At 68.1% G+C, this 21924-nt stretch carries 22 protein-coding genes; 16 read left to right on the forward strand and 6 right to left on the reverse strand.

From position 1 onward, the window contains the following. Positions 1-24: 24 nt before the first annotated feature. Positions 25-801: a metallophosphoesterase family protein gene (locus tag QSJ34_RS08640; protein WP_285573935.1), complete on the forward strand. Its 777-nt coding sequence runs from the start codon at positions 25-27 to the stop codon at positions 799-801. A gap of 48 nt (positions 802-849) precedes the next feature. Here QSJ34_RS08640 and QSJ34_RS08645 read toward each other — a convergent pair whose 3' ends face one another. Continuing rightward, positions 850-1332: a DUF192 domain-containing protein gene (locus tag QSJ34_RS08645; protein WP_285573938.1), complete on the reverse strand. Its 483-nt coding sequence runs from the start codon at positions 1330-1332 to the stop codon at positions 850-852. Between the two features lie 122 nt (positions 1333-1454). Between QSJ34_RS08645 and QSJ34_RS08650 the strand changes: the two genes are divergently transcribed. Then, positions 1455-3893, forward strand: coding sequence for a DUF5916 domain-containing protein (locus tag QSJ34_RS08650; RefSeq protein ID WP_285573940.1), 2439 nt, complete (start codon positions 1455-1457; stop codon positions 3891-3893). On the opposite strand, the gene QSJ34_RS08655 is transcribed toward QSJ34_RS08650, so the two are convergent. Both QSJ34_RS08655 and thyX read right to left on the reverse strand, forming a co-directional pair. Further along, positions 3874-5097, reverse strand: coding sequence for an aminotransferase class V-fold PLP-dependent enzyme (locus QSJ34_RS08655; RefSeq protein WP_285573942.1), 1224 nt, complete (start codon positions 5095-5097; stop codon positions 3874-3876). The two genes, QSJ34_RS08650 and QSJ34_RS08655, sit on opposite strands and share 20 nt — an antisense overlap. After that, positions 5094-5774, reverse strand: coding sequence for an FAD-dependent thymidylate synthase (gene thyX / locus QSJ34_RS08660; RefSeq protein WP_285573944.1), 681 nt, complete (start codon positions 5772-5774; stop codon positions 5094-5096). Before thyX ends, QSJ34_RS08655 begins: the two co-directional genes overlap by 4 nt. An 80-nt stretch (positions 5775-5854) precedes the next feature. Here thyX and fsa point away from each other — a divergent pair, with 80 nt between their 5' ends. The 3 genes from fsa to QSJ34_RS08675 all read left to right on the forward strand — a co-directional run bounded on the left by fsa (position 5855) and on the right by QSJ34_RS08675 (position 8958). After that, positions 5855-6502 carry a fructose-6-phosphate aldolase gene (fsa, locus tag QSJ34_RS08665; RefSeq protein WP_285573946.1) on the forward strand — a complete coding sequence of 216 codons (648 nt, stop codon included), beginning with the start codon at positions 5855-5857 and terminating at the stop codon, positions 6500-6502. Between the two features lie 75 nt (positions 6503-6577). Beyond that, positions 6578-6982, forward strand: a complete 405-nt coding sequence (locus QSJ34_RS08670; RefSeq protein WP_420798838.1) for a histidine triad nucleotide-binding protein — start codon at positions 6578-6580, stop codon at positions 6980-6982. A gap of 116 nt (positions 6983-7098) precedes the next feature. Further along, positions 7099-8958, forward strand: coding sequence for an aspartate ammonia-lyase (locus QSJ34_RS08675; RefSeq protein WP_285573952.1), 1860 nt, complete (start codon positions 7099-7101; stop codon positions 8956-8958). 196 nt (positions 8959-9154) lie between these two features. Here the strand turns inward: QSJ34_RS08675 and QSJ34_RS08680 are convergent, their stop codons facing one another. Further along, entirely contained in the window at positions 9155-9520 is a 366-nt protein-coding gene (locus QSJ34_RS08680; RefSeq protein WP_285573955.1) for a hypothetical protein, read from the reverse strand. Positions 9521-9754: 234 nt separating this feature from the next. On the opposite strand from QSJ34_RS08680, the gene QSJ34_RS08685 reads away from it, so the two are divergent. From QSJ34_RS08685 to QSJ34_RS08715, 7 genes are all read left to right on the forward strand, one after another. Beyond that, positions 9755-10450 carry a DUF4410 domain-containing protein gene (locus tag QSJ34_RS08685; protein WP_285573958.1) on the forward strand — a complete coding sequence of 232 codons (696 nt, stop codon included), beginning with the start codon at positions 9755-9757 and terminating at the stop codon, positions 10448-10450. Positions 10451-10544: 94 nt separating this feature from the next. Further along, positions 10545-12083, forward strand: a complete 1539-nt coding sequence (locus QSJ34_RS08690) for an acyl-CoA carboxylase subunit beta (RefSeq protein WP_285573960.1) — start codon at positions 10545-10547, stop codon at positions 12081-12083. Positions 12084-12091: 8 nt separating this feature from the next. Continuing rightward, positions 12092-12817, forward strand: coding sequence for a tetratricopeptide repeat protein (locus QSJ34_RS08695; RefSeq protein WP_285573962.1), 726 nt, complete (start codon positions 12092-12094; stop codon positions 12815-12817). 68 nt (positions 12818-12885) lie between these two features. Continuing rightward, positions 12886-13503, forward strand: a complete 618-nt coding sequence (locus QSJ34_RS08700) for a tetratricopeptide repeat protein (RefSeq protein WP_285573965.1) — start codon at positions 12886-12888, stop codon at positions 13501-13503. Positions 13504-13511: 8 nt separating this feature from the next. Further along, complete coding sequence (locus tag QSJ34_RS08705) at positions 13512-14666, forward strand: hypothetical protein (RefSeq protein WP_285573967.1); 1155 nt, start codon at positions 13512-13514, stop codon at positions 14664-14666. 30 nt (positions 14667-14696) lie between these two features. Further along, positions 14697-15317, forward strand: coding sequence for a tetratricopeptide repeat protein (locus tag QSJ34_RS08710; protein ID WP_285573972.1), 621 nt, complete (start codon positions 14697-14699; stop codon positions 15315-15317). Between the two features lie 50 nt (positions 15318-15367). Beyond that, on the forward strand, positions 15368-16252 hold the full coding sequence (locus QSJ34_RS08715) for a CPBP family intramembrane glutamic endopeptidase (RefSeq protein WP_285573975.1): 885 nt from the start codon (positions 15368-15370) through the stop codon (positions 16250-16252). Here QSJ34_RS08715 and QSJ34_RS08720 read toward each other — a convergent pair. Then, a complete protein-coding gene (locus QSJ34_RS08720) occupies positions 16218-16736 on the reverse strand; it encodes a GNAT family N-acetyltransferase (protein WP_285573979.1) in 519 nt (172 codons plus the stop codon). The two genes, QSJ34_RS08715 and QSJ34_RS08720, sit on opposite strands and share 35 nt — an antisense overlap. A 28-nt stretch (positions 16737-16764) precedes the next feature. On the opposite strand from QSJ34_RS08720, the gene QSJ34_RS08725 reads away from it, so the two are divergent. Genes QSJ34_RS08725 through QSJ34_RS08740 form a run of 4 tightly spaced genes read left to right on the forward strand, consistent with a single transcriptional unit; the run spans position 16765 to position 20762 of the window. Further along, positions 16765-17544 (forward strand): MBL fold metallo-hydrolase, encoded by a 780-nt coding sequence (locus QSJ34_RS08725; RefSeq protein WP_285573982.1) that lies wholly within the window; start codon positions 16765-16767, stop codon positions 17542-17544. Positions 17545-17550: 6 nt separating this feature from the next. Then, on the forward strand, positions 17551-18240 hold the full coding sequence (locus QSJ34_RS08730) for a LolA family protein (RefSeq protein ID WP_285573984.1): 690 nt from the start codon (positions 17551-17553) through the stop codon (positions 18238-18240). A gap of 31 nt (positions 18241-18271) precedes the next feature. After that, a complete protein-coding gene (locus QSJ34_RS08735; RefSeq protein ID WP_285573988.1) occupies positions 18272-18889 on the forward strand; it encodes an FHA domain-containing protein in 618 nt (205 codons plus the stop codon). Positions 18890-18899: 10 nt separating this feature from the next. Continuing rightward, positions 18900-20762, forward strand: a complete 1863-nt coding sequence (locus tag QSJ34_RS08740; RefSeq protein WP_285573991.1) for a tetratricopeptide repeat protein — start codon at positions 18900-18902, stop codon at positions 20760-20762. Between the two features lie 4 nt (positions 20763-20766). Here QSJ34_RS08740 and QSJ34_RS08745 read toward each other — a convergent pair whose 3' ends face one another. After that, entirely contained in the window at positions 20767-21915 is a 1149-nt protein-coding gene (locus QSJ34_RS08745) for a diaminopimelate decarboxylase family protein (RefSeq protein WP_285573994.1), read from the reverse strand. Positions 21916-21924 lie beyond the last annotated feature (9 nt).

Genomic DNA, 21924 nt, shown 5'->3' on the forward strand with positions numbered 1-21924 from the left:
TCCAATGGAAGGTTGGAGGTTCCGGTGCAGGTGCAGCTCAGCGAGGATGTGGTGCTCGACAGCCGAAGGGCCGTCTGGCTGCCCCGGCAGAAGACGCTGGTGCTGTCGGATCTCTTCTTCGGCCTGGGAGCCGCCCGGCGGCGGCGTCCCGATCCCATGCCGGCCACCCCGCAGATGGAGATCTGGGAGCGGGTCTTCAGCCTCATCGACGACTACGCCCCCGAGCAGGTGGCCCTGCTGGGGGACCTGAAACCCAGCCAGGGCACGGTGGAGGGTGACGAGGCCGAGGAGCTGCGCACCATCTTCCGCAAGCTCAAATCCGGCGGCCGCCAGGTGGTCCAGGTGGTGGGCCATCCCGAACGCAGCATGGGCGCGGCCCTGGACGGCACGGGCATCCAGCCCGTCGAAACCCACCGCGTGGGGCCCTTCACCCTCATGCACCGCCGGCGCATCTTCGTCTACCCACGCCACGACCCCTCGCACGGTTTCTGGATCAACGGCGGCGTGCATCCCCTCTTCGCCGTGCCCAATCCCGGGCCCATGGCCGAAGCGGACTGGCTGCGCCTTCCCGCCTTCCTCTACACGGGCTTCGCCCTGGTGATGCCGCCCTTCGTGAGCTACGCCCAGGGCTTCGAGGTCATCCAGCCCGAGCGCCTGCCGCGGCAGGCCAAGGCCTGGAAGCTGCTGGCGGACCGGCTCAGCCCCCTCGACCTGGGCAGCCTGCCGCCCACGCCCGAGCACCTGCGCACGCTCACGCGCCCGCCGCGCAAGGGGAAGGAAACCGCCAAGTCGGAGGAGTAGTCGCCTCCTGCTTCTTCGCCTTCGGCCTATTTCTTTCTTGCCTTCGGCCTACTTTTTCTTCGCCTTCGGCAGGGGCAGGCCGCCGCGCACCGCGCGACCGTCGTCCAGCGTGAGGTCCCAGCCCAGGCGGTCGCCCTTCTTCAGGCCCAGGTGTTTGAAGGTGCCCGCAGGGAATTCGATGAAGTACCGCGCCGGGATCGTGCCGCCATAGGTGGGGCAGTCGTCGCCGCGCATGGGGCTGCAGGGCGGCACGTGCTCGGCGGTCTCCACGACCTTCCCCTCGGCGTCGATCCAGACCACATCGAGCGCGATGAGGCAGTTCTTCATCCAGATGGCGTGGTAGCCCTCCTCGCCGTAGACGAAGAACATGCAGCGGTCCTTGGCCAGGCTCTGCCGGTACATCAGGCCCTTCGCCTTTTCCGCATCCGTGGCCGCCACTTCGGCCATGAACGACGTCTGCTTGAAGACGACGGTGCCGCCTCCGGCCGCCAGCAGCGGAAGGGAAAGCAGGGCCGTGAACCACATGCGCATGAGAACTCCTGGAGATCCATTATCGATGGAAGTGTGCGGCTGATTCGAGGGGATCCGGCATTCATTCTACCTCGCATGCTGTGGCATCATGAATCCCCCGGCCCGGCGCCTTTGAGAGGTCCATGCGCATCCCACCCCTGCTCGTGATCCCCCTGCTGGCCGGTTCGGTGGCGGCGCGTCCCAAGCCGGACATAGGCATCCGGGCCTTGCGGACCTCTACGGAGATCCGGGTGGACGGGCATCTCGATGAGGCCGCCTGGGAGCGAGCCCAGCCCGCTTCGGATTTCACCCAGGACTGGCCTCTGCGCGGGCGGCCCGCCCGCCAGCGCACGGAGGTGCGCGTCCTCTTCGACGACCAGTTCCTCTACGTGGGCGCCCGCATGCACCACAATCCCGCCCTGGAAGGCGGCACCGCCAAGGTGGTGCGCCGCCTCCACCGCCGGGACCAGGGCAGCCAAAGCGACTGGTTCAGCGTGGCCGTGGATTCCAACCACGACCGCCGCACGGCCCTCGTCTTCGAAGTCAACGCCGCCGGGGTGCAGAAGGACCAGGTCATCTACAACGACACCTCCTTCGATCCCAGCTGGGACGGTGTGTGGGAAAGCGCCGTCAGCGTGGATGCGGAGGGTTGGACCGCCGAGCTGAAGATTCCCCTCTCCCTGCTGCGCTTCACGCCCAGCGAAGGCCCCCAGACCTGGGGCATCAACTTCACGCGGCAGGACCAGGGTGCCATCCGCGAAACCAGCCGCTGGATGGAGGTTCCGCGCGGCGAAAGCGGCTTCGTCAGCCGTTTCCCGGAGCTGAGGGGGCTCGAAGGCCTGAAGCCCCAGGCCCGCAAGGAGTACCTCCCCTACGTGGGGTCGGCCCGCAAATTCGAAACGGCCCGAACCTACGACGATCGCGGCTGGGACAACCGGGCGGGCATGGACGCCCGATGGGGCCTCAACTCCCACGCCCAGGTGGACCTTTCGATCCGGCCGGACTTCGGCCAGGTCGAGGTGGATCAGGCCGTGCTGAACCTGGGCACGGTGGAGACCTTCTTTCCCGAGAAACGGCCCTTCTTCCTCGAGGGCATGGACATCTTCCGCGTGGCGGGCCCCGACCTCTTCTACAGCCGCCGCATTGGACAGGGATTGTCGGATCCGGATCTGAACCCCGGGGAAACCCTGCTGGGCCGGCCCAACGCCACCGACATCAGCGCCGCCGCCAAGTACACGGCCAAGTACGCCAGCGGCACCAATGTCGGCCTGCTGGGCGCCAGCGTGGAGCCGGCCCGGGCCAGTCTCCGCGACGCCAGCGGGAACCCTTTCCAGCGCGAGATCGCGCCCCTCACCAACTTCGGCGTCCTGCGCGTGCAGCAGCTCATGAACGACCGCGGCAGCTACCTGGGCGGCTTCAGCTCCGGCGTGCACCAGGCCGGTGCCAATGGGCGCATCGCCCAGGTCCAGGCCTTGGACGGCGCCTACAACACCGAGGACCGCAGCCGCCTGCTGGAGGTCACCCTCAGCCGCAGCCAGGCGGGGCCCAAGACGGCCCAGGAGCAGGGCTGGCGCGGCCAGGTGCGCGCCCACCAGGAGGGCCCCGAAGGGTGGAGCTTCGAAGTGCAGGCCGTCAACGCCGGCCGCACCTACGATCCCAACGACATGGGCTACCTGGGCCGTGCCGACGAGCAGCGTGTCCACGGCGAAGTGGATCGCACCTGGGACCGCACCTGGGGCGTGTTCCGCAACTGGGGCGTGGGCTTCGGGCACACGGAGGCACGGGACCAGGCCGGCCACACCTTCGCGCGGAACCTCAGCGCCTGGGCGAGGACCGACTTCACCAACTTCTACTCCCTCTGGGGCGGAGGCGGCGTGGACCTGCCCGTGGACGACGACCGCGAACTCCGCACCTACAACGACCCCGTCAAGAAGTACCTCGCGCGGCCCTCGACGCCCTACATGAACCTGGGCTTCGACACGCCCGGCAACCGGCCCTGGTACCTGCGCCTCAGCGCCAACCGCTCGTGGCAGGAGGGCGGCCCCTCCATGGACACCTCGCTCTTCCAGATCATCCAGCCCACCTCGGCCACCGAGGTCCAGCTCTCCACCTCCGTCACCCGCGACGAAGGCGAGCTGAAGTGGCTGGAGACGCCCGTCGCCACGCCCATCGTGGGCCTGCGGCGCCTCAGCCAGCTCAACCAAACCCTGCGGGTGGCCTACGCCTTCAGCCCCAGCTTCACGCTGCAGTTCTTCAGCCAGTGGCTGGCCGCCAACTGGAACTACCGGGACCTGAAGCACACGAGCAACGGCCAGACCTTCGACCCCGGCCTGCCCGACGATCAGCCCGCGGGCACCACGCCCCAGACCGCTTTCAGCTACCGCACCTGGAATCTAAATCTCATCAGCCGCTGGGAATTCAAGCCGGGCTCGACCCTCTTCCTCGTCTACACCCACGGCGCCAGCACGGACGCGCTCATCAATGACCGGGCCAGCCTCTCGCCGCGGCCCGATTTCGCCGTGCTGCGCACCCTGCCCTCCGACGACGTCGTCCAGGCCAAGCTCAGCTGGCTGTTCCGCTAGCCGCGCAAAGCCAGGCGGCCACACGGTCCACATCGGCCTCGGTGTGGAAGCCGTGGAAGGCCACGCGCAGGTAGCCCTCCCGCACGGAGGCGAAGACGCCCTGGCGGTAGCCCGCCTTGAGGATCCGGTCGAGTCCTTCCAGACCGCGGCCCCCGTGGTGGAAGCTCAGCACCGAGGCCAGCCGACCCGCCTCCAGCAACGCCTTCAGCCGCGCGGCCTCCGCAGCCCAGGTCGTCCCGGCCAGCGCCTCCAGCAGCCTCGCCTGAAGCTCCGCGATGTGGGCCGCGATGGCGGGGACACCCACCCCGTTGAGGAGGCGCAGGGATTCGAGCAGGACCGACGCGTGCAGCAGGTTCGGCCCGCCGGGTTCGAGGGCCCGCCCATCCGGCAGCCAGTCCCGCTGGAAATCCGTCGAGGGCCGCGCAAAGTCCGTCGCCCCCTCCACCGACAGCCAGCTGCCGCAAGGCGACAGGGACTGTCGAAACGCCGCGTCGGTCCAGAGGAAACCCAGGCCCTCGGGGGCCAGCAAGCCCTTGTACCCGCCCGTGGCGAAGGCGGACAGGCCCTCCAGGTTCAGGGGCGCGGTGCCCACGCCCTGAATGCCGTCCACCACAAGGTGGATGCCCCGGTCGCGGCAGGCCGCGCCCAGGCGCTGAAGTTCCAACTTCAGGCCGTCCTGGAAACGCACCCAGGAGAGGGCGAGCACCTTGGTGCGGGGCCCGAGGGCGGCGATGAGACGGCCTTCCGGATCCGCCGCCTGGGTGGGCGGGAGGCTTTCCCAGGCTTCGGTCCCGGAGCGGTGGCCCTCCCAGAGGGGCACCTCGTGGAAGGCCACGCCGCGGGCGCGCAGCGCCAGCCAGGGCCAGGCGTTCGATGGGAATTCGCCCAGGGGCGCCAGCACCTCGTCGCCTGGAGACCAGGGAAAGCCCTGGGCCACGGTCACCAGGCCCGACGAGGTGGTGGGGCTGAGGCTGATGTCCTCGGCGCGCCCGCCCAGCAGGGCCGCAGCCTCAGTCCGCACCGCGGCGGGCAGGCCCAGGAAATCCTCCTCCCAGCGCATCCGCCAGGGCTGCAGCTCCTTGTGCATGAAGGCGCGCACGGCCCGCAGGCCCGCGCGGGGCACGGGACCCTCGGCACAGTGCATGACCCAGAGGTGGGCCTCGTCCAGGTGGAACAGCGCGGGGTTGAGGGGCGGGAGGTTCATCCTTTGCCGGAGGCGAGGAGGGCCTTCAGGCCCACGGGATAGAGGGGCTCCACCACCTCGCGCACGGCGGCGGCGTACTGCTGGATCTCCCACTGGGCGTGGGCATCGGCGCGCAGGCGGATGAAGTGGGCCACGGCCTGGAGGCTGACGGTCCAGTAGACCTCGGAGTAGAGCGCCACGGGCAGCACACAGCGGGCCTGCTCGCGGCAGACGCCCAGCGAGATCAGCTCCTTGTAGTGGGCCACGGCGCCGCGGCAGCTCTCCAGGTAGCTTTCCAGGGCCCGGGCCCGGTTCGCCTCAGCGATCTCGCCCTCGCTGCCCTGCTTGTTCACCTTGGCCTGCTGGCGGAAGGTGGCGGGCACGAAGAATTCATCCTCGGGAAACTCCACGTAGCGGCCCGAGATCTCGTTGAACTCCGAGCCGATGCGGTGCTTCATCCACTGCCTGAACACGAAGATCGGCGCCTTCACGTGCAGCGTGAGCGCCGTGTGGCGGAAGGGCGAGGTGTGCTCGTGCTCGGCGAGGTAGTTCACCAACTTGGCGTCGCCCTCCTCGAAGGCCTCCTTCTTCTTGCCGAAGGAGACCCGGGCCGCGTTCACCACGGATAAATCCGAGCCCATGTGGTCGACGAGACGCACAAAGCCTTTATCTAGAACCTTGATTTCGGGATGGGCCATCTGGAGACTCCGGGCTTCCAGCTTCCCGCGCCGCCTGGGAGAATGGAAGGGTCCAGCGCATGCCGGGCCAGGAGACGACCATGAAGTTTTTTATCGACACCGCGAACATCGATGAGATCAAGCGCATCAATGCCCTCGGCGTGCTGGACGGCGTGACCACCAACCCCAGCCTCATCGCCAAGGAAACCGGCAAGCCCTTTGAAGCCATCATCGAAGAGATCTGCCAGATCGTGGACGGCCCCATCAGCGCCGAAGTCATCGGCCTGGAGGCCCCGGGCATGATCGAGGAGGGCCGCCGTCTCTCCAAGATCCACAAGAACGTCGTCGTGAAGCTGCCCCTCATCGCCGAGGGCCTGAAGGCCTGCAAGGCCCTGAGTTCTGAAGGCATCCACACCAACGTCACCCTCTGCTTCAGCGCCACCCAGGCCCTCATGGCCGCCAAGGCCGGCGCCACCTACGTGAGCCCCTTCGTGGGCCGCCTGGACGACATCAACCTCGAGGGCATGGACCTGATCCGCGAGATCTGCGCCATCTTCGAGAACTACGCCTTCGATACCCAGGTGCTCTCCGCCAGCATCCGCAGCCCCCGCCACGTCACGGATTCGGCCCTGGCCGGCGCCCACGTGGCCACCATCCCCACCAAGGTCTTCGACCAGATGCTCAAGCACCCCCTGACGGACAAGGGCGTGGAGGGCTTCCTCGCCGACTGGAAGAAGAGCGGGCGGTAACGGAATCGGCGGGCGGCGATGCGCCGCGCCCTGATCCTCCTGTCGGTCCTGGCCCTCCTCGGTGGCCCGGGGCTGGTGGCTCAAGCCCCGCCCCCGGCCGCCAAAGAGGCGCCCGTCGACTGCATCTTCTGCAGGATCGTGGCGGGCAAGGCCCCTTCGAAAAAGGTCTATGAGGATCAGTACGTCCTGGCCTTCTGGGACATCCGCCCCCGGGCCAAGGTGCACCTCCTCGTCATTCCCAAGCAGCACGTGGCCAGCCTCAAGGAGCTGGACGAGCTGCCCGTGGAAACCCGCGCGGCCCTGCTCAGCGCCTGCGTAAGGGTGGCCAAGGACCAGGGCATCCTCGACAAGGGCTTCCGCGTCATCACCAACGCGGGCAAGGATGCGAGCCAGAGCGTCTTCCACCTCCACTTCCACGTGGTGGGCGGAGAGCAATTGCGCGAGGACGCCATCACGAAGGATCCGACCCCGCAACCCTGATCCGGCGCCCGATGACACTCCGTCAAGCTGTCAGACGCGGCCCCCCAAACGTGACCAAATCGTAAAGTGATGCCGGTAGCATGGGGCCTGCTGATTTCAGGCTTTGAGGTGTCCCCATGGATGCGAACACGTCGGTTCTTCGCCGTTGCGAAATCTTCTCCGGATTGTCTGATGCGGACCTGAGCCTCATCGCCCGGGCGGCGAAACGCCGCGAGGTGCCGGCGGGGACGACCCTCTTCAAGCAGGGCGAGACCCGCCAGGGCGCCCTCGTCATCGCCGAAGGGCGCGTGGAGATCAGCCGCGACAACGGCGACGGCCCCGAGCCAGTCGTCCTCCTGGGCCCCGGCGACGTGGCCGGCGAGCAGTCCTTCCTGTCCGTCAGCAGCCATTCTGCGACGGGCGTGGCTCTCACCCCTGCCGTGCTGCTGGATCTGAACCGAGAGGCCGTGCTGGCCAGCCTGGCCTCGGACGGCGCCGCCGCCATCGCCGTGCTGAGCAAGGTGGCCAACGTGCTGAACCAGCGCCTGCTCTACTCGGGCACGCCGCGCACGGGCCGCGAGCAGGCCTTCGCCAGCGGACGGATCCGCAAGGAATCGGACCTCATCGGCCCCCTGGACGTGCCCGAAGACGCCCTCTTCGGCGTGCAGACCCTGCGTGCCGTCTACAACTTCCCCATCACGGGCACGCCCACCAGCCACTTCCCGGCCATGGTCCGCGCCCTGGCCATGGTCAAGCAGGGCGCCGCCCGCGCCAACGCCCGCCTGGGCCTGCTGGACGCCCCCATCGCCGACGCCATCGACCGTGCCTGCCAGGAGATCATCGACGGCCACTGGCACGGCCACTTCCCCACGGACATGGTGCAGGGCGGCGCCGGCACCTCGACCAACATGAACGCCAACGAGGTGATCGCCAACCGCGCCCTCGAACTGCTGGGCCACAAGCGCGGCGAGTACGCCTTCTGCCATCCCAACGACCACGTGAACCTGGGCCAGAGCACCAACGATGTCTACCCCACAGCCCTGCGCCTCACGACGATCTTCATGCTGAAGAGCCTGCTCGAAGCCATGAACCGATTGAAGGCGGCCCTGCACGCCAAGGGCAAGGAATTCTCGGATGTCATCAAGATGGGGCGCACCCAGCTGCAGGACGCCGTGCCCATGACCCTGGGCCAGGAGTTCGAGGCCTATGCCGTCACCACGGGCGAAGACATCCAGCGCCTGCAGGAGATCGCCCGCTTCTTCCTCGAAGTGAACATGGGCGGCACGGCCATCGGCACGGGCATCTGCGCCGATCCCCGCTACCCCCAAGTGGTCGTCGAGGAGCTGCGCAAGGTCACGGGCCTGGACATCGTGCTGGCGGAAAACCTCGTGGAGGCCACGCCCGATACCGGCGCCTTCGTCATGTTCTCCGGCGCGGTCAAGCGCGCCGCCGTGAAGCTGAGCAAGCTCTGTAATGATCTGCGCCTGCTCAGCAGCGGCCCCCGCTGCGGCTTCGGCGAGCTGAACCTGCCCCCCATGCAGCCCGGTAGTAGCATCATGCCCGGCAAGGTGAACCCCGTGATCCCCGAGGTGGTCAACCAGGTGGCCTTCCAGGTCATCGGCAACGACCTCACCATCACCCTCGCCGCCGAGGCCGGCCAGCTCCAGCTCAACGTGATGGAACCCATCCTCGCCTACAGCCTGGCCACCAGCATGCGCAACCTCACGGCCGCCGTGAACGTGCTCACCACCAAGTGCATCGTCGGCATCACCGCCAACCGCGACCGCTGCCGCGACCTGGTGGAGCACAGCATCGGCATCGTCACCGCCGTCATGCCCGCCATCGGCTACAAGCGCGCCACCGAAGTGGCCAAGGAAGCCCTGGAGACCGGCGTCCCCGTGCGCGAACTGATCCTCCGTAAGGGCTGGCTCACCCCCGCCGAGCTCGACGAAACCCTCAGCCTCGAAGCAATGACCCAGCCGAGGGCCGTCCGATAGTAGATTGCACCATTACGTGAGTGGAATGCTTTGCGATCTCTCACTTTCAAAGCTGTTCACCCGGGGCAACAATAGGCCAGTGCCTTTGCACTCCTGTCTTTTGTGCCCTGGGTGAGCAGCTCGGTCACGCCAGTTGCAATCGCGAACGATTCACCTGCAAAACAGCACAGTCACGATCAAGACCGAGTCATGACCCTCACCAATTAGGGACAAATGACGCTGTGCCAGTAACGCCATTTGAATCGGTAACCGTCACCGTATAGACCGTGTTACCTCCATTGAATTTGCCCGGCACCAAAATAGTTTGGGTTGTATCGCCAGTGGACCAAAGGTAAGTCCACGGCCCAGTGCCTTTGGCATACGCCGTACCGCTGACCCATCCAGCACCGGCATACGCCTGTTGGATCCACACCTGCGGCAGGCCAGCTAGAGAAGATTCGGAACTAGTTCCACTGGCCATCCGGCCTTGGCCGGCTGGAATACTGGCTTTCAGGGAAAGTGGTGTTTGCTGGGCAAACAAGAGCACCGTACTGCACGCGGCAGTAAAAATCACACGCTTCATGTTGTGGCTCCATGAATTTGAATTAAGAAGGTGCGCTCGTCGACGGGAGCGAGGGGATCATTTCATGGGTAAAAAATAAAACAACTGAAATTTTAGATATTGTATATTTAATCTAAATTAACGCGATTTTATGCTGAGCCCATTCCGTTCAGCCCCGCTCTCACCAACGTCCAAATCCATTCACTGGCTCTCTGTGGGTTAACCTAGGGACAACCTTCTCTCCTTTGGAGTCCCATGCGGCGCGCGCTTCCCCTCCTTCTGGGCCCGGCCCTCTGTCTCACGGCTCAGGAAACGCCCAAAACGGAGGCGGCCCCGGCTCCTCCGACCACAGCAGCGCCTGCGTCCGTCACTGCGACTGCACCTGTGCCTGCACCCAAGCCGGCTGCGCCCAAGGCCCCTCTCCAGGACGACGGCCTCTTGGATCCCGCCTGGTTCGGCGAAGACATCACCTTCACCAAGGGCGACGATGTGGACTACTACTGGATCAAGCCCGGCCTAAACCTCGGCGGCCACACGGTGTTCATGAAGGCCTGGGAGGATCCCGCCATGCTCCGCAAGGGCCGGGACGGCAAGGACAACGCCAAGGCCACCGAGCTGACGGACAGCTTCCCGGGCATGCTTCGCGGCGCTCTCACCGGCGCCTTCAACGGCAAGGCCAAGGTGAGCCGCTCGGACGGCGACCTGGCGCTGGTGGGCCGCTTCGTGGACGCCAATGCCGGGAGCAAGGCGGCCAAGTGGCTCATCGGCCTCGGCGCCGGCAGTGAGACCGCCACCTGGGACCTGAAGATCGTGGACGCCAAGTCCGGCGAGGTGCTGATGGCCATCCATCACCGCGCCATCAGTGGCACCGCCATGAGCAACATCCAGGACAAGCTCGTGAAGTGGGCCGACAAGTTCGCCACCTTCGTGGCCATTCAGGCCGTCAAATAAGCCGGTTTGGCCGGCGTCGAGCTTCGCCCGGGCCCTGGGTTAGACTGTGGGCAGATCCCCAGATCCGCCGACGGTCCTGTGCCCGGGAGTACCCATGTCCCTCGAAAAGAAGATCGAGCTGCTGAAAGCCAAGCATGCCCAGGCCCTGGCCGGAGGGGGCGAGGCACGCATCCAGAAGCAGCATGAGGGCGGCAAGCTCACGGCCCGGGAACGCGTCGCGGCCTTCCTGGACGAGGGCTCCTTCGAGGAGATGGACGCCCTCATGGTCCACCGCAACTGGGGCGTGGAGAAGATCCCCGGCGACGGCGTCATCACGGGCTTCGGCCGCGTGGATGGCCGTCCCGTGGCCGTCTTCGCCCAGGATTTCACGGTCTTCGGCGGTTCGCTCAGCGAAGCCTACGCCAAGAAGATCTGCAAGGTGATGGATCTGGCCATGAAGGTGGGCTGCCCCGTCGTCGGCCTCAACGACAGCGGCGGCGCGCGCATCCAGGAGGGTGTGGTCTCGCTGGGCGGCTATGCCGACATCTTCCTGCGCAACACGCTGGCCTCGGGCGTCATCCCCCAGATCAGCCTCATCATGGGCCCCTGCGCCGGCGGCGCCGTCTACAGCCCCGCCATCACGGACTTCATCACCATGGTAAAGGGCACGAGCTACATGTTCGTGACGGGCCCCGACGTCATCAAGGCCGTCACCCACGAGGAAGTCACGAAGGAAGAGCTGGGCGGCGCCGCCACCCACAGCGCCAAGAGCGGCGTGGCCCACTTCGTCACCCAAAGCGACCTGGCGGCCCTGGCGCACACCCGTGAGCTGCTCTCCTTCCTGCCCAGCAACAACCTGGGCGAGGCGCCTAGGCGCGCGCCCAAGCGCGATATGCCCCTGGAGAATCCGGACCTCGACAAGGTGGTGCCGGACGACGCGAGCAAGCCCTACGACATCCGCGACATCATCCGCGGCGTGGTGGACGACGCCCACTTCTTCGAGGTGCACGAGGCCTTCGCACCCAACCTCGTCGTCGGCTTTGCCCGCATCGACGGGCGCAGCGTGGGCATCGTGGCCAACCAGCCGGCCTTCTACGCCGGTGTGCTCGACATCGCGTCCAGCGAGAAGGGCGCGCGCTTCGTGCGCTTCTGCGACGCCTTCAACATCCCCCTCATCACCTTCGAGGACGTGCCGGGCTTCCTGCCGGGCGTCACGCAGGAGCACGGCGGCATCATCCGCCACGGTGCCAAGCTGCTCTTCGCCTTCTGCGAGGCCACGGTGCCCAAGATCACCGTCATCACCCGCAAGGCCTACGGCGGCGCCTACTGCGTGATGGCCTCCAAGCACATCCGCACGGACTTCAACTTCGCCTATCCCACGGCGGAGATCGCCGTCATGGGCGCCGAGGGCGCCATGAACGTGCTGCACGGCAAGTCCATCGCCATCGCGCCGGATCCCGCGGCCCGCAAGGCCGAGCTCATCGCCGAGTACAACGAGAAGTTCGCCAACCCCTACATCGCCGCCGAGCACGGCTTCGTGGACGAGGTGATCCTGCCCCGCGAAACCCGCCTGAAGCTGGTCAAGGCCCTGGCCTTCCTCGACACCAAGCGCGACACCATGCCCCCCAAGAAGCACGGGAACATCCCCCTGTAGGCGGTCTCATGCGGCGGCTCATCTTCCTCCTCGCACTTCCCCTCTCGCTTCCCCTGCTGGGCCAGGACGCCACGGCGGCCTTCTTCAAGGGCGACCCCAAGGCCGTGCTGACGGTCTGCGCGGACCGGGCCCGCGCCCTCGATCCCAAGGATTCGCGCCTGCTCGCGGAGTACGGCCGCGCCTACCTGCTGGCGGGGGACCGCGCCAAGGCCGAAGTCACCTTCAAGGCCGCTGCGCTGTCGGATCCGAAGGATGCCGAGACCTACCGGCTCATCGCCATGGCCTGGTTCTCCGCGGGTCAGAAGCCCGAGGCTCTCGCGGCCCTGCAGACCATGCAGACGATGGATCCCAAGGCCAAGAACGTCTTCAAGCACGCGGCCATCAACCTGCTGGACGCCGGCTGCGTGGAAGAGGCTCAGACCCTGATGGAAAGGGCCTGGACCCTCGATCCCAAGGACTACAACAACGGCAAGGATTTCGCCTTCGCCGCCCTGCGCACCCAGCATTGGGAAGTGGCCTCCGCGTGGATCGAGCGGATCCACGTCCTCGAGCCCAAGGAGTGGGAGGATCCCATTGCCTTCGCCCGGGCCGCGCTGCGCGGAGGCAAGCGCGACCTCGCCGGGCTCTGGCTGGAGCGGGCGGTCCTGGCCCGTCCGAAGGAGGTCCGCATGTGGAACGAGATCGCCCTCCTCTTCGCCGAGCAGGAGAACCCCGCCTGGACAGCCCACCCCTAGACAAGTCCCGCGCAAATCACCCGGCGCGGCGAAGTGGCTTATCATGAGCCACCCCTTCCGGAGTGCCCATGCGCCGCCTGCTACCCGGCCTGCTGGCCTTTCCCCTTCTGTCCCAGGCCCTCTTTTCCCAGGCCTTGGATGAAGCCGCCTTCCGGGGGGACCCGAAGCGGCTGGCGGGCAGCTGCGCGGACCGCGCGCGCCTGCTGCGCCCCAAGGACGCGAAGATGCTCGCCGAATACGGCCGCGCCTTCCTCGCCGCCGGGGAGAAGGCCAAGGCCGAGGACTGCTTCCAGCTGGCCCGCATGGACAAGCCCAAGGATGCCGACGTCCACCGCCTTATCGCCGTGGCCTGGATGCGCGCCGGGCAGCGGGCCGAGGCCCTGAAGGCCATCGCCGACATGCAGATGGCCGATCCCAAGGACAAGAACGCCTTCACCCGCGCCGCCGTGAATCTGTCGGATTTCGGCCATGCCAAGGAGGCCGAGGCCCTCATGGAGCGGGCCTGGATCTTGGATCCCTCGGACTGGCAGAACTGTGTGGCCTTCGGCCGCGCCTGCCTGCGCAAAGGCCACCGCGACGCCTCCGCCAAGTGGTTCGCCCGGGCCAGCCAGGCCAAGCCCCAGGAGGAGCGCATGTGGAACGCCATCGCCCTCGCCTACGCCGATCACGGCGCCGAACCGAGCTAGGAGCCCCCATGCGCCTGCCCCTGCTTCTGACGGTTTCCATCCTCAGCCTTCAGGCCGATGAATCCGCCGTCCTGAGGAGCTCCCTGGCCAAGTTCCAGGCGGATCCCCAGGCGGCGCTCGCCGATGTGGAGCCCGGCTCGCCCGTGGAACGGACGGCCATGAAGATGATCCTTACGGGCGGCAGCTCCACGTGGCGAACCCGCTATCTCGCCGCGGAGTGGCTCCTGCAGGCGCACCTGCTGCGCAGCCGCATGGAGCCCGTGCCTGCGGTCACCCGCGAGCGCCAGGATCTGGAGCAGGCCTGGCGGCTCGTGAGCACGGCCCTGGCCCAGTCCCGCCGGACCATCGTCCCCCGCGGAGGCGCCAGTTTCTATCGCGGCGCCGATCCCGTGAAACGCAGCGAAGCGGCCCAGGCCCTCTCCAATCGGGTGGGCCAGGAGCACGTCCCCGAGGAATTCACGCGCACGATGAACACCCTGGCCCTCGAAATCGCCGTCCGTCTGGAAGACCCCTCCCGGATGGCCGAGGCGCTGGAACCCGTCCTTCCCCTCACCGACCTGCGCCCCCGCGACAAGACTTTCGCCCTCGTGGCCGCTACCCACTGCGGGCGCTGGGACGAAGCCAGGGCCTGGTGCCGGGATCTGGTCGGCACGCCCAGTTTCAAGGTGCTCCACGACCGGGCCCAGGAGCACGCCGCCAGCTTCGACTACACCTTCCTCAGCCTGGATGTCCCTGCGTCCGCCGCATGGCCGCCGGCGGCCACCACGCCCCCCGCCGTGGCCGCCGAGCTTCCCGTGGCCGAGGTCCGGATCCGCCTCCTGGACGTGCAGGGCGATGCGGCCTCGGCCGCCAAGATCCGCGAGGCCTATCCCGTGGGCTGGTCCGCGGGCGGGCCCACCACACCCATCCTGAGGCGGGGCGCCCTCGCCCGCTGGCAGGTGCCCGGAGCTCATCCGCCCACCCTGACGGGCGCCTGCGGGCCCGATCGCATGCGGCTTCTCGGCTACCAGGACCTTCCAGAGGGCGGGCGCCGTCTGGATACCCTCGACCTGAGACCAGACGCGACCCGGTCGGGCACCTGGGTGGGCACCTTGCAGAGCGACCGGCCCTCGGAAGCCGGTCCCGTCAGTCTCCGTTTCGATGTCGAACTCGACCTTCGCTAGCTCCTGACTGGTTCCATTCCCGGAGTGCCCATGCGCGTCTCAAGCCTCGTCTTCACCCTCGCCACCCTGTCGCTCGCGGCGCAGGTGCCCACCCCCGTTGTCTTTGACGAAGCCTTCTTCAACGGGGACCGCCGCGCCATCCTCGAGGGCTGCGCCGACAAGGCCCGCGCCCTCAAGCCGAAGGACGCGAAATACCTGGCCGAGTGCGGCCGGGCCTACCTGGCGGCCCTGGACAAGCCCAAGGCCGAAGCCGCCTTCAAGGAGGCCGAGACCCGCGAACCCAAGGATGGACAGGTACTGCGCCTCATCGCCCAGGCCTGGCTGAAGCACGGCTACAAGACCGAGGCCCTGGAGGGCTACGAAAAGATCCTGGCCCGGGATCCCAAGAACAAGGAGGCCGTCACCCAGGCCGCCGTGGACCTGGCGGAAGTGGGCCTGGTGAACGAGGCCGAGCGGTACATGGGCGTGCTGCTGGCGCTGGACAAGGACGCCTGGGAACGCTTCCTCGCCTTCGGCCGGGCCCTGCTGGTGGCCGGGCAGCGCAAGAAGGCCGCCGTCTGGTTCGCCCGCGCCGTGGCCCTGAAACCCAACGAGGAAAGGCTCTTCCTGGAAATCTCCCGCACCTTCGCCGAAACCCAGAGCGTCATGTAGGGCTCAACCGGGGGCGCATCCCTCCGTAGCCCGGTTTTCCAGGAGATGTCATGTCCAAGTGGTTCCTCAACGAGGAGGGCTCTGTCCGCAGCGGGTGGAAGGTCCTCGGCTTCATCGCGCTGTTCATGGCCATGGGCATCGGTCTCGGCATGATCGCCAAGGCCTTCCATGCGCCCCGGCCCAGCAACACCCTCCTCGTCTGGATCAACGCCATCGTCATGGCCCTCGCCAGCCTCATCTGCGTGCGCCTGGAGAAGCGAGCCTTCCGCGACCTGGGTTTCCGCCTGGGATCGCGTTGGTTCCGCGAGTTCGGCCTGGGCGCCCTCCTGGGCCTCCTGCTCATGGTGGTGACCGCCCTGGTCGTGAAGGGCTTCGGAGGTTTCCATTGGGAACAGGCCGCGGCCATCGGCGCCCGGCAGATGCTTGCCGCCGCCCTCCTCTTTCTGGGCGTGGCCTTCAACGAGGAGATCATGTCCCGCGGCTACCCCTTCCAGCGGCTCGTGGAAGGCGCCGGCCCCTGGGTGGGCCAGCTGGTCTTCGCCGCCCTCTTCGCGTTTCTGCACTGGGGCAACCCGGGCATGCACGGCGCCACCAAGGCCTGGGCCACGCTGAACATCGGGCTGGCGGCCATCCTGCTGGGCTTCTGCTACCTGCGCACCAAGAGCCTGGCCCTGCCCATCGGCCTGCACCTGGGCTGGAACTGGGCCCAGGGCAGCCTGCTCGGCTTCGGCGTGAGCGGCACGACGGATGTCAAGGGCCTGTGGACCCCGGTCTTCCACGGCAAGCCCGAATGGCTCACGGGCGGGGCCTTCGGCCTGGAGGCCAGCCTGCCCTGCGCCCTGGTCTGCGGCCTGGCGATCTTCGTGCTGTGGCGCTGGCGCGGCGTGACGGCGAACGCCGTCAGCGCCGATGCTTCCACTGCTTCGGCGTCTTGATGCCCGCGCCCATCACGAGGCGCATCTCACTGGTCGGCGCGAAGCCCATCCGCTGGTAGAGGCCCTCGGCTTCGAGGCTGGCGTGCAGCTCCATGATCTCGATGCCCAGGTCCCTGGCCAGGTCCAGGGCGCCTTCGGTCAGGAGGGCCGCCAGGCCCCGGCGCCGGTGTGAGGGTTCGGTGTAGACGTTGAAGAGGTAGCCCCGCACCGACAGGGGCGAGACCGGCGTGGGCACCGAGTCCTTCATCAGCATGAGCACGCTGGCCACGGGGCGGCCCGCCTCCTCGGCGATGAGGCCCCGGCACTGGCCCGTCACCAGCCAGCCCCGCAGCTGGTGGCGGAAGGCCTCGGCCATGCGCTTCAGGCCTTCTTCGGAGCCCATCTCCATGTCGCGGAACATGGCGACGCGGTGTGCCACGTGGGTTTCCAGATCCGCGAGGGTGGAGGGACGCAGGGTCGGGGCGGGCTTTTGACTGGGGCTCATGCGGTCAGTGTAAGCGTTATCCTGGACCATGCACTATGCGGCGCTCGCCTCCGGTTCCAAGGGGAACTGCCACGCCCTGTCGGATGGCGAGCGGACGCTCCTCATCGACGCGGGCATCTCCCTGCGCCAGATCCGGCAGCGCCTGGAGGCCCTGGCCTTCGATCCCGCGGGCGTCCAGGCCCTGGCCCTCACCCATGAGCATTCGGATCACATCGGCGCCCTGGGCGTCATCCTCCGCCGGACCGACTGGGCCATCCTCGCGACGGCCGACACGCGCAAGGCCGCCGAAAAGGCCCAGGGAGAGCCGATCCCCAACCACCGCTGGGTCGAGCTGAAGGCCGGCCAGGCCCTGGACTGGCAGGGCTGGCGCGTCCTGCCCTTCGCCCTGCCCCATGATGCGGCCGATCCCGTGGCCTACCGCGTCGAGGCCGATGGCTGCGCCTGCGCCGTCGTCACGGACCTGGGCCATCCCACGGCCCTGGTGGCCGACCACCTGCAGGAGCTCGACCTCCTCGTGCTGGAGGCCAACCACGACGTGGACATGCTGCGCGAAGGCGACTATCCGCCCCAGCTCAAGGCCCGCATCCTCAGCCGGGTGGGCCATCTCAGCAACGCCTCCATGGCCGAGCTGCTGGCGCGGGTCTGCTCGCCGCGGTTGAAACGGCTCGTGCTGGCCCACCTCAGCGAATCCAACAACCACCCCGACCTGGCCCGCTTCGCCGCCGAGGAGGTCCTGCGGGGCACCACCGTGGCATTGCACGTGGCCCATCAGCGGGAACCCCTCGCCCTGTCCACCGCATCCCACTGAGTGTCCATGTCCCGAACCCTCCTCGTCCTGATCCTGCTCGCCCTGGGCGCCGCGCCTCCCCTGGCCGCCCAGGCGCCGCCTCCCCTGCGCGAGGTGGTGGAGCGCTTCGACGCCGCCCAGGCCCAGGCCCAGACCCTGCAATGCCCCTTCACCCTCACCCTGCGGCGCGCCCTCCTGAAGACGCCCTCGGTCACGAAGGGCACGCTGTACCTCCAGGGCTCCGACTTCGCGCACTTCGCCTTCCAACCTCCAGAGGACCTCATCCTCCACCTGACGCCCAAGGCCCTCATCTCGTACAGCCCCGAGGCCCGCGAAGGCGAGCTCATGAAGATCGGCTTCATCAAGAACGCCGACCGGAAATTCCTGGGCCTGGGCCAGAAGCTGAGCTACCTGTCGGACTACTTCCAGATCGCCCTCTCCGACGCGAAGGATGGCTCCAACACCTGGTTCCTCACCCTCACGCCGCGTACTCTGTCGCTCCGCAAGCGGATGCAGACCCTGAATCTGTGGGTGGACAAGGAGTCCTGGCTGCCGCGTCAGATCCAGTGGATCGAGCGCAGCGGGGACACCTGGTTCCTCGAACTCGGCGCGCTGAAGGTCAACCAGCCCCTGCCCCCCACGGTCACGGGATTCAAGCTCCCCGAGGGCATTCCCCTGCGCAGCGAATTCAGCTTCTTCGCCACGCGCAAGAAGTAGGGATACACTGCAACTGCTTCCCGAGGGCCCGATGATCGTGGTGTGCCCGGCCTGCCAGGCCCGCTTCCAATATGACGACAGTCGATTCGGCACCGTCCGGGTCAAGCGGTTCAAATGCCCGAAATGCAGCCACGTCTTCGAGGTGATGAACCCGACGCTGGCCCCCGCGCCCCTGATGCCCGAACCTCCCCTCGTGACGGTCCCGGCCCCCATGCCCCCCAACGAGCCGACGCCCCCCGCCCCGATCCCGGCGGCCCAGACAACGGCCCGGCGCGATCGCGAAGCCATGCTCGTGGCCGCAGGCCTCCAGGTGCCGGGCATGCCCCCGGGCCTGAAGTTCAGCCTGGCCTTCCTGTCCGGGCCCCAGGCCTCCACCGTGAAGGTCATCGAAAACCCCCAGACGGTCATCGGCCGCGAGGAAGGTGACGTCGTAACCCTGGACCCCGAGACCTCCCGCCGACACGCCCTGCTGGAGATCCACCGGGACGGCACCGTGTGGATCAGCGATCAGCAGTCCACCAACGGCACCCTGGTCAACGGCGAGCGCATCACGGGTGCCGTCCAGCTTTTCAGCCAGCAGGAATTCACCTGCGGGAACAGCACCTTCATGCTGCTGGTGCGCAGCACCGACGAATTCCCGCTTCACTGAGACGCGACCCATGACGCCCGATCCCTACGCGCCCCATCTCCGTCAGGCGGATGACCTCTTTGCCAAGGGGGAGATCGTCAAGGCCGGCCAGATCTGGCAGGCCATCCTCAAGCAGCAGCCCACCCACGCCGAGGCCCGCGAACGCCTGGTCCTCGTGAAGCAGCGCCTCCTGGCCCTCCGCGAGGCCGAAGCCGCCCAGGCGAAGGCTCCGGAACCGCCCCCAGCACCCGTCCTCTCACCGGCCCCCGAACCCGCCTCGGCCCCAGTGGCAGCCCCCGCGACGTCGCCTGAACCGCAGCCCGAGCCCGTAATCGAGGTGGCCGAGGAACCAGTGCCGCTGCCTTCCTCCCTTCCGCAGCCCGAACCCGTCTCTGCATTCGGCGCCGAACCTGGCGAAGCGGCGCCGGTGCCTCCCGCCGTCGAGCGGCCTGCCGCACCCGCCCCGGATCCCGAGCGCCTGGTCGCCGAGGGCTGCACCCTCTACGACATGGGCCAACTGGAGGACGCGCTGCGGAAGTGGGAGCAGGCCCTCTCCCTGGATCCCGCCCACGCCCTCGCCCGCGGCTATGCCAACGGGGCTCGCCGCGAACTGGGACGTCCTCCCCTGGAGGCGGCCCCGAGTCCCGCGCCGGTGCAAGTGGAGGCCCTCCACGGGGACGAAGACATCGACAAGCTTCTGCGCGAGGCCGTCCAGCTCTACGACATGGGCCTGGTGGAAGAAGCCATCACCAAGTGGGAGCGCGTCCTCGCGCTGGAACCCCATCGCACCGAGATCGAGGGCTACCTGAGACAGGCCCGCGCGGAGGCAGGTTCGGCCCCGGCCCCCACCGCGCCCGCCGCGCCGACCCAACCCGCGACGACCGTCTCGGAGGCCCTGGACCTCAAGCTCCGGCAGGCCGAGCACCTGCTCACCCTGCAGCGCCACGAGGAGGCGGCCTTCACCTTCCAGCAGGCCCTGGGCCTGGATCCGGGCAATGCCCGCGCCCTCCAGGGCCTGGAGCGCTGCCGCAAGCCCGGCGGACCCGGCGCCGTCGCGGCCCCGCCCACCCCGGTGGTGTCGCTGGATCCCCAGGGGCGCATCGCCATGGCCGTCGTGGAGGCCTCCGGTGCCACCGAGGCCCAGGGCGTCGAACCTCCAGCCGCCCTCCTCAAGACGGCCCAGGCCCCGCGCGAAGGGCTGTCCCTGCCCGAGCGGCTGCGGGAAGCCGCCGAGCGCCTGCCCTGGCTGAAGGACACCAAGACCCTCGCCTACGCGGGCAGCGGCACCATCGCCCTCATCCTCGGCCTCACCTTCTTCCACAGCTACCGGAAGGACCAGGCCCTAAAGGAGGAGGTCCGCGCCGCCCGGGCGGCCGCCGTGGCCCCCGTGTCCCAGCAGGCCCAGGCCCCCGACCTCGCCGAAACCTCCGATTCGATCCGCCAGGAGGCCGAGGCCGCCCTCGTCGTTGACCCTCTGCGGGCCTACCTCCGCGCCGAGGCCTTCGTGAACCGCAGCCCCAACGATGCCTCTGGAGCCCAGCTGCTGGAGAAGGCCAGGGCCGGGCTGGCCGGGGGCGTCACCGGCGCCAGCCTGCCTGAGTTCCAAAAGCACCTGCAGGCCGGTGATCTCGAGGCCGCCCTGAAGGTGCTCGACACCCTGCTTCGCGCGCAGCCCGGCGACACCGACCTCCGCGCCCGGGGCGGCCGCCTGGCCCTCGCCCTCTGCGTCGCCCACGCCAGCCAGGCCAAGTGGGAGGAGGCCGAGATGGACCTCCTGCGCGGCCGTGCCCTCTTCCCCGGGGACAAGACCTGGCAGGTCCGCCTCAAGCTCCTCGAACGGATCAAGGCCCTGCCCAAGGATCAGCGGGGCGCCTGGATCACGCTGCTCGGCTAGGGCCTCACCCCACCCAGATTTCCGGCGGCACCGGGTGGCTCAGGAAATGGGTCATGCCCTCGTTCAGGCCGTAGGCACCCGTGCTGCCGAAGGCCAGCAGGTCGCCCGCCTTCAGCTCGGGCAGCCGCACCTCGCCCAGGCGGTCCAGGCTCGTGCATAGGGGCCCCGCCAGCGTGTGGGCGGCGGCGCCTTCCCCCTGGCCCACGGCCTTGACCGGGAAGGGTTCGCCCGTGAGCAGGGGGCGGATGAGGTGGTTGATGCCACCCTCCAGGATGGCGAAGCGTGTGCCCCGGCTCTCCTTGATGCGCACCACCCGAGCCAGGTAGACGCCGCAGGGGCCCGCCAGGAAGCGGCCCGGCTCCAGGATCAGTTCGCCCTTGTACCAGGCGTGCCGCCCGAGCAGATCCGACAGTCCCTGTCCAAAGGCCGCCAGATCCAGGGGCGCCTGTTCGGGCGCGTAGGGAATCCCCAGACCGCCGCCCAGGTCGATCTGCTCGAAGGTGAGGCCATGCTGCTCGTGCAGACGCTTGGCCAGGTCCAGCACGGCGCCGTGGATGGTCTTCAGCTTGGCGGCGTCCCGCTGGTTGCTGGCCGCGAAGACATGCAGGCCGCGGATGCGGACGTGGCGCAGCTGCGCCGCGCGCGCCAACAGGGCCGGCACGTCCTCCTCGTCGATGCCGAAGGCCGAAGGCCCGCTGCCGCCGATGATGCGGTTCCCCTCGGAGACGTCGAAGGCCGGATGTACCCGCAGGTTGACGGCGGTTTCGCGATCCACCAGCGCGTCAATGCGCGCCAGGTCCTCGAAACCCTCCGCCTGGATGCGTACGCCCATGGCCAGGGCCTTCTGCAGCTCCGCCTCGCGCTTGCCCGGGCCCGCGAAGAAGGTGCGGCCCGGCTCAAGATTCAGGGCCTCCACCCGGCCCAGCTCCCCGATGGACGCGCAGTCGAAGCTGGCCCCTAGCGACGCGAAGCGCGCCAGCAGGCCCGGATGGGGGTTGGCCTTCACCGCGTAGGCGAGGCGCACCCGCCCAGGCAACACGTCGCGAAGCGCGCGGAACTGCGCTTCAGCCACCGCGCCTGAGTAGGCGAAGCAGGGCGTGCCATGGGTTTCGGCGAGGGAGCGGCACTGAGTGTCGTCAAAAGCGAAAAGCATTAAAACCTC

This window comes from Geothrix limicola (assembly GCF_030268085.1).
GTDB lineage: Bacteria > Acidobacteriota > Holophagae > Holophagales > Holophagaceae > Geothrix > Geothrix limicola.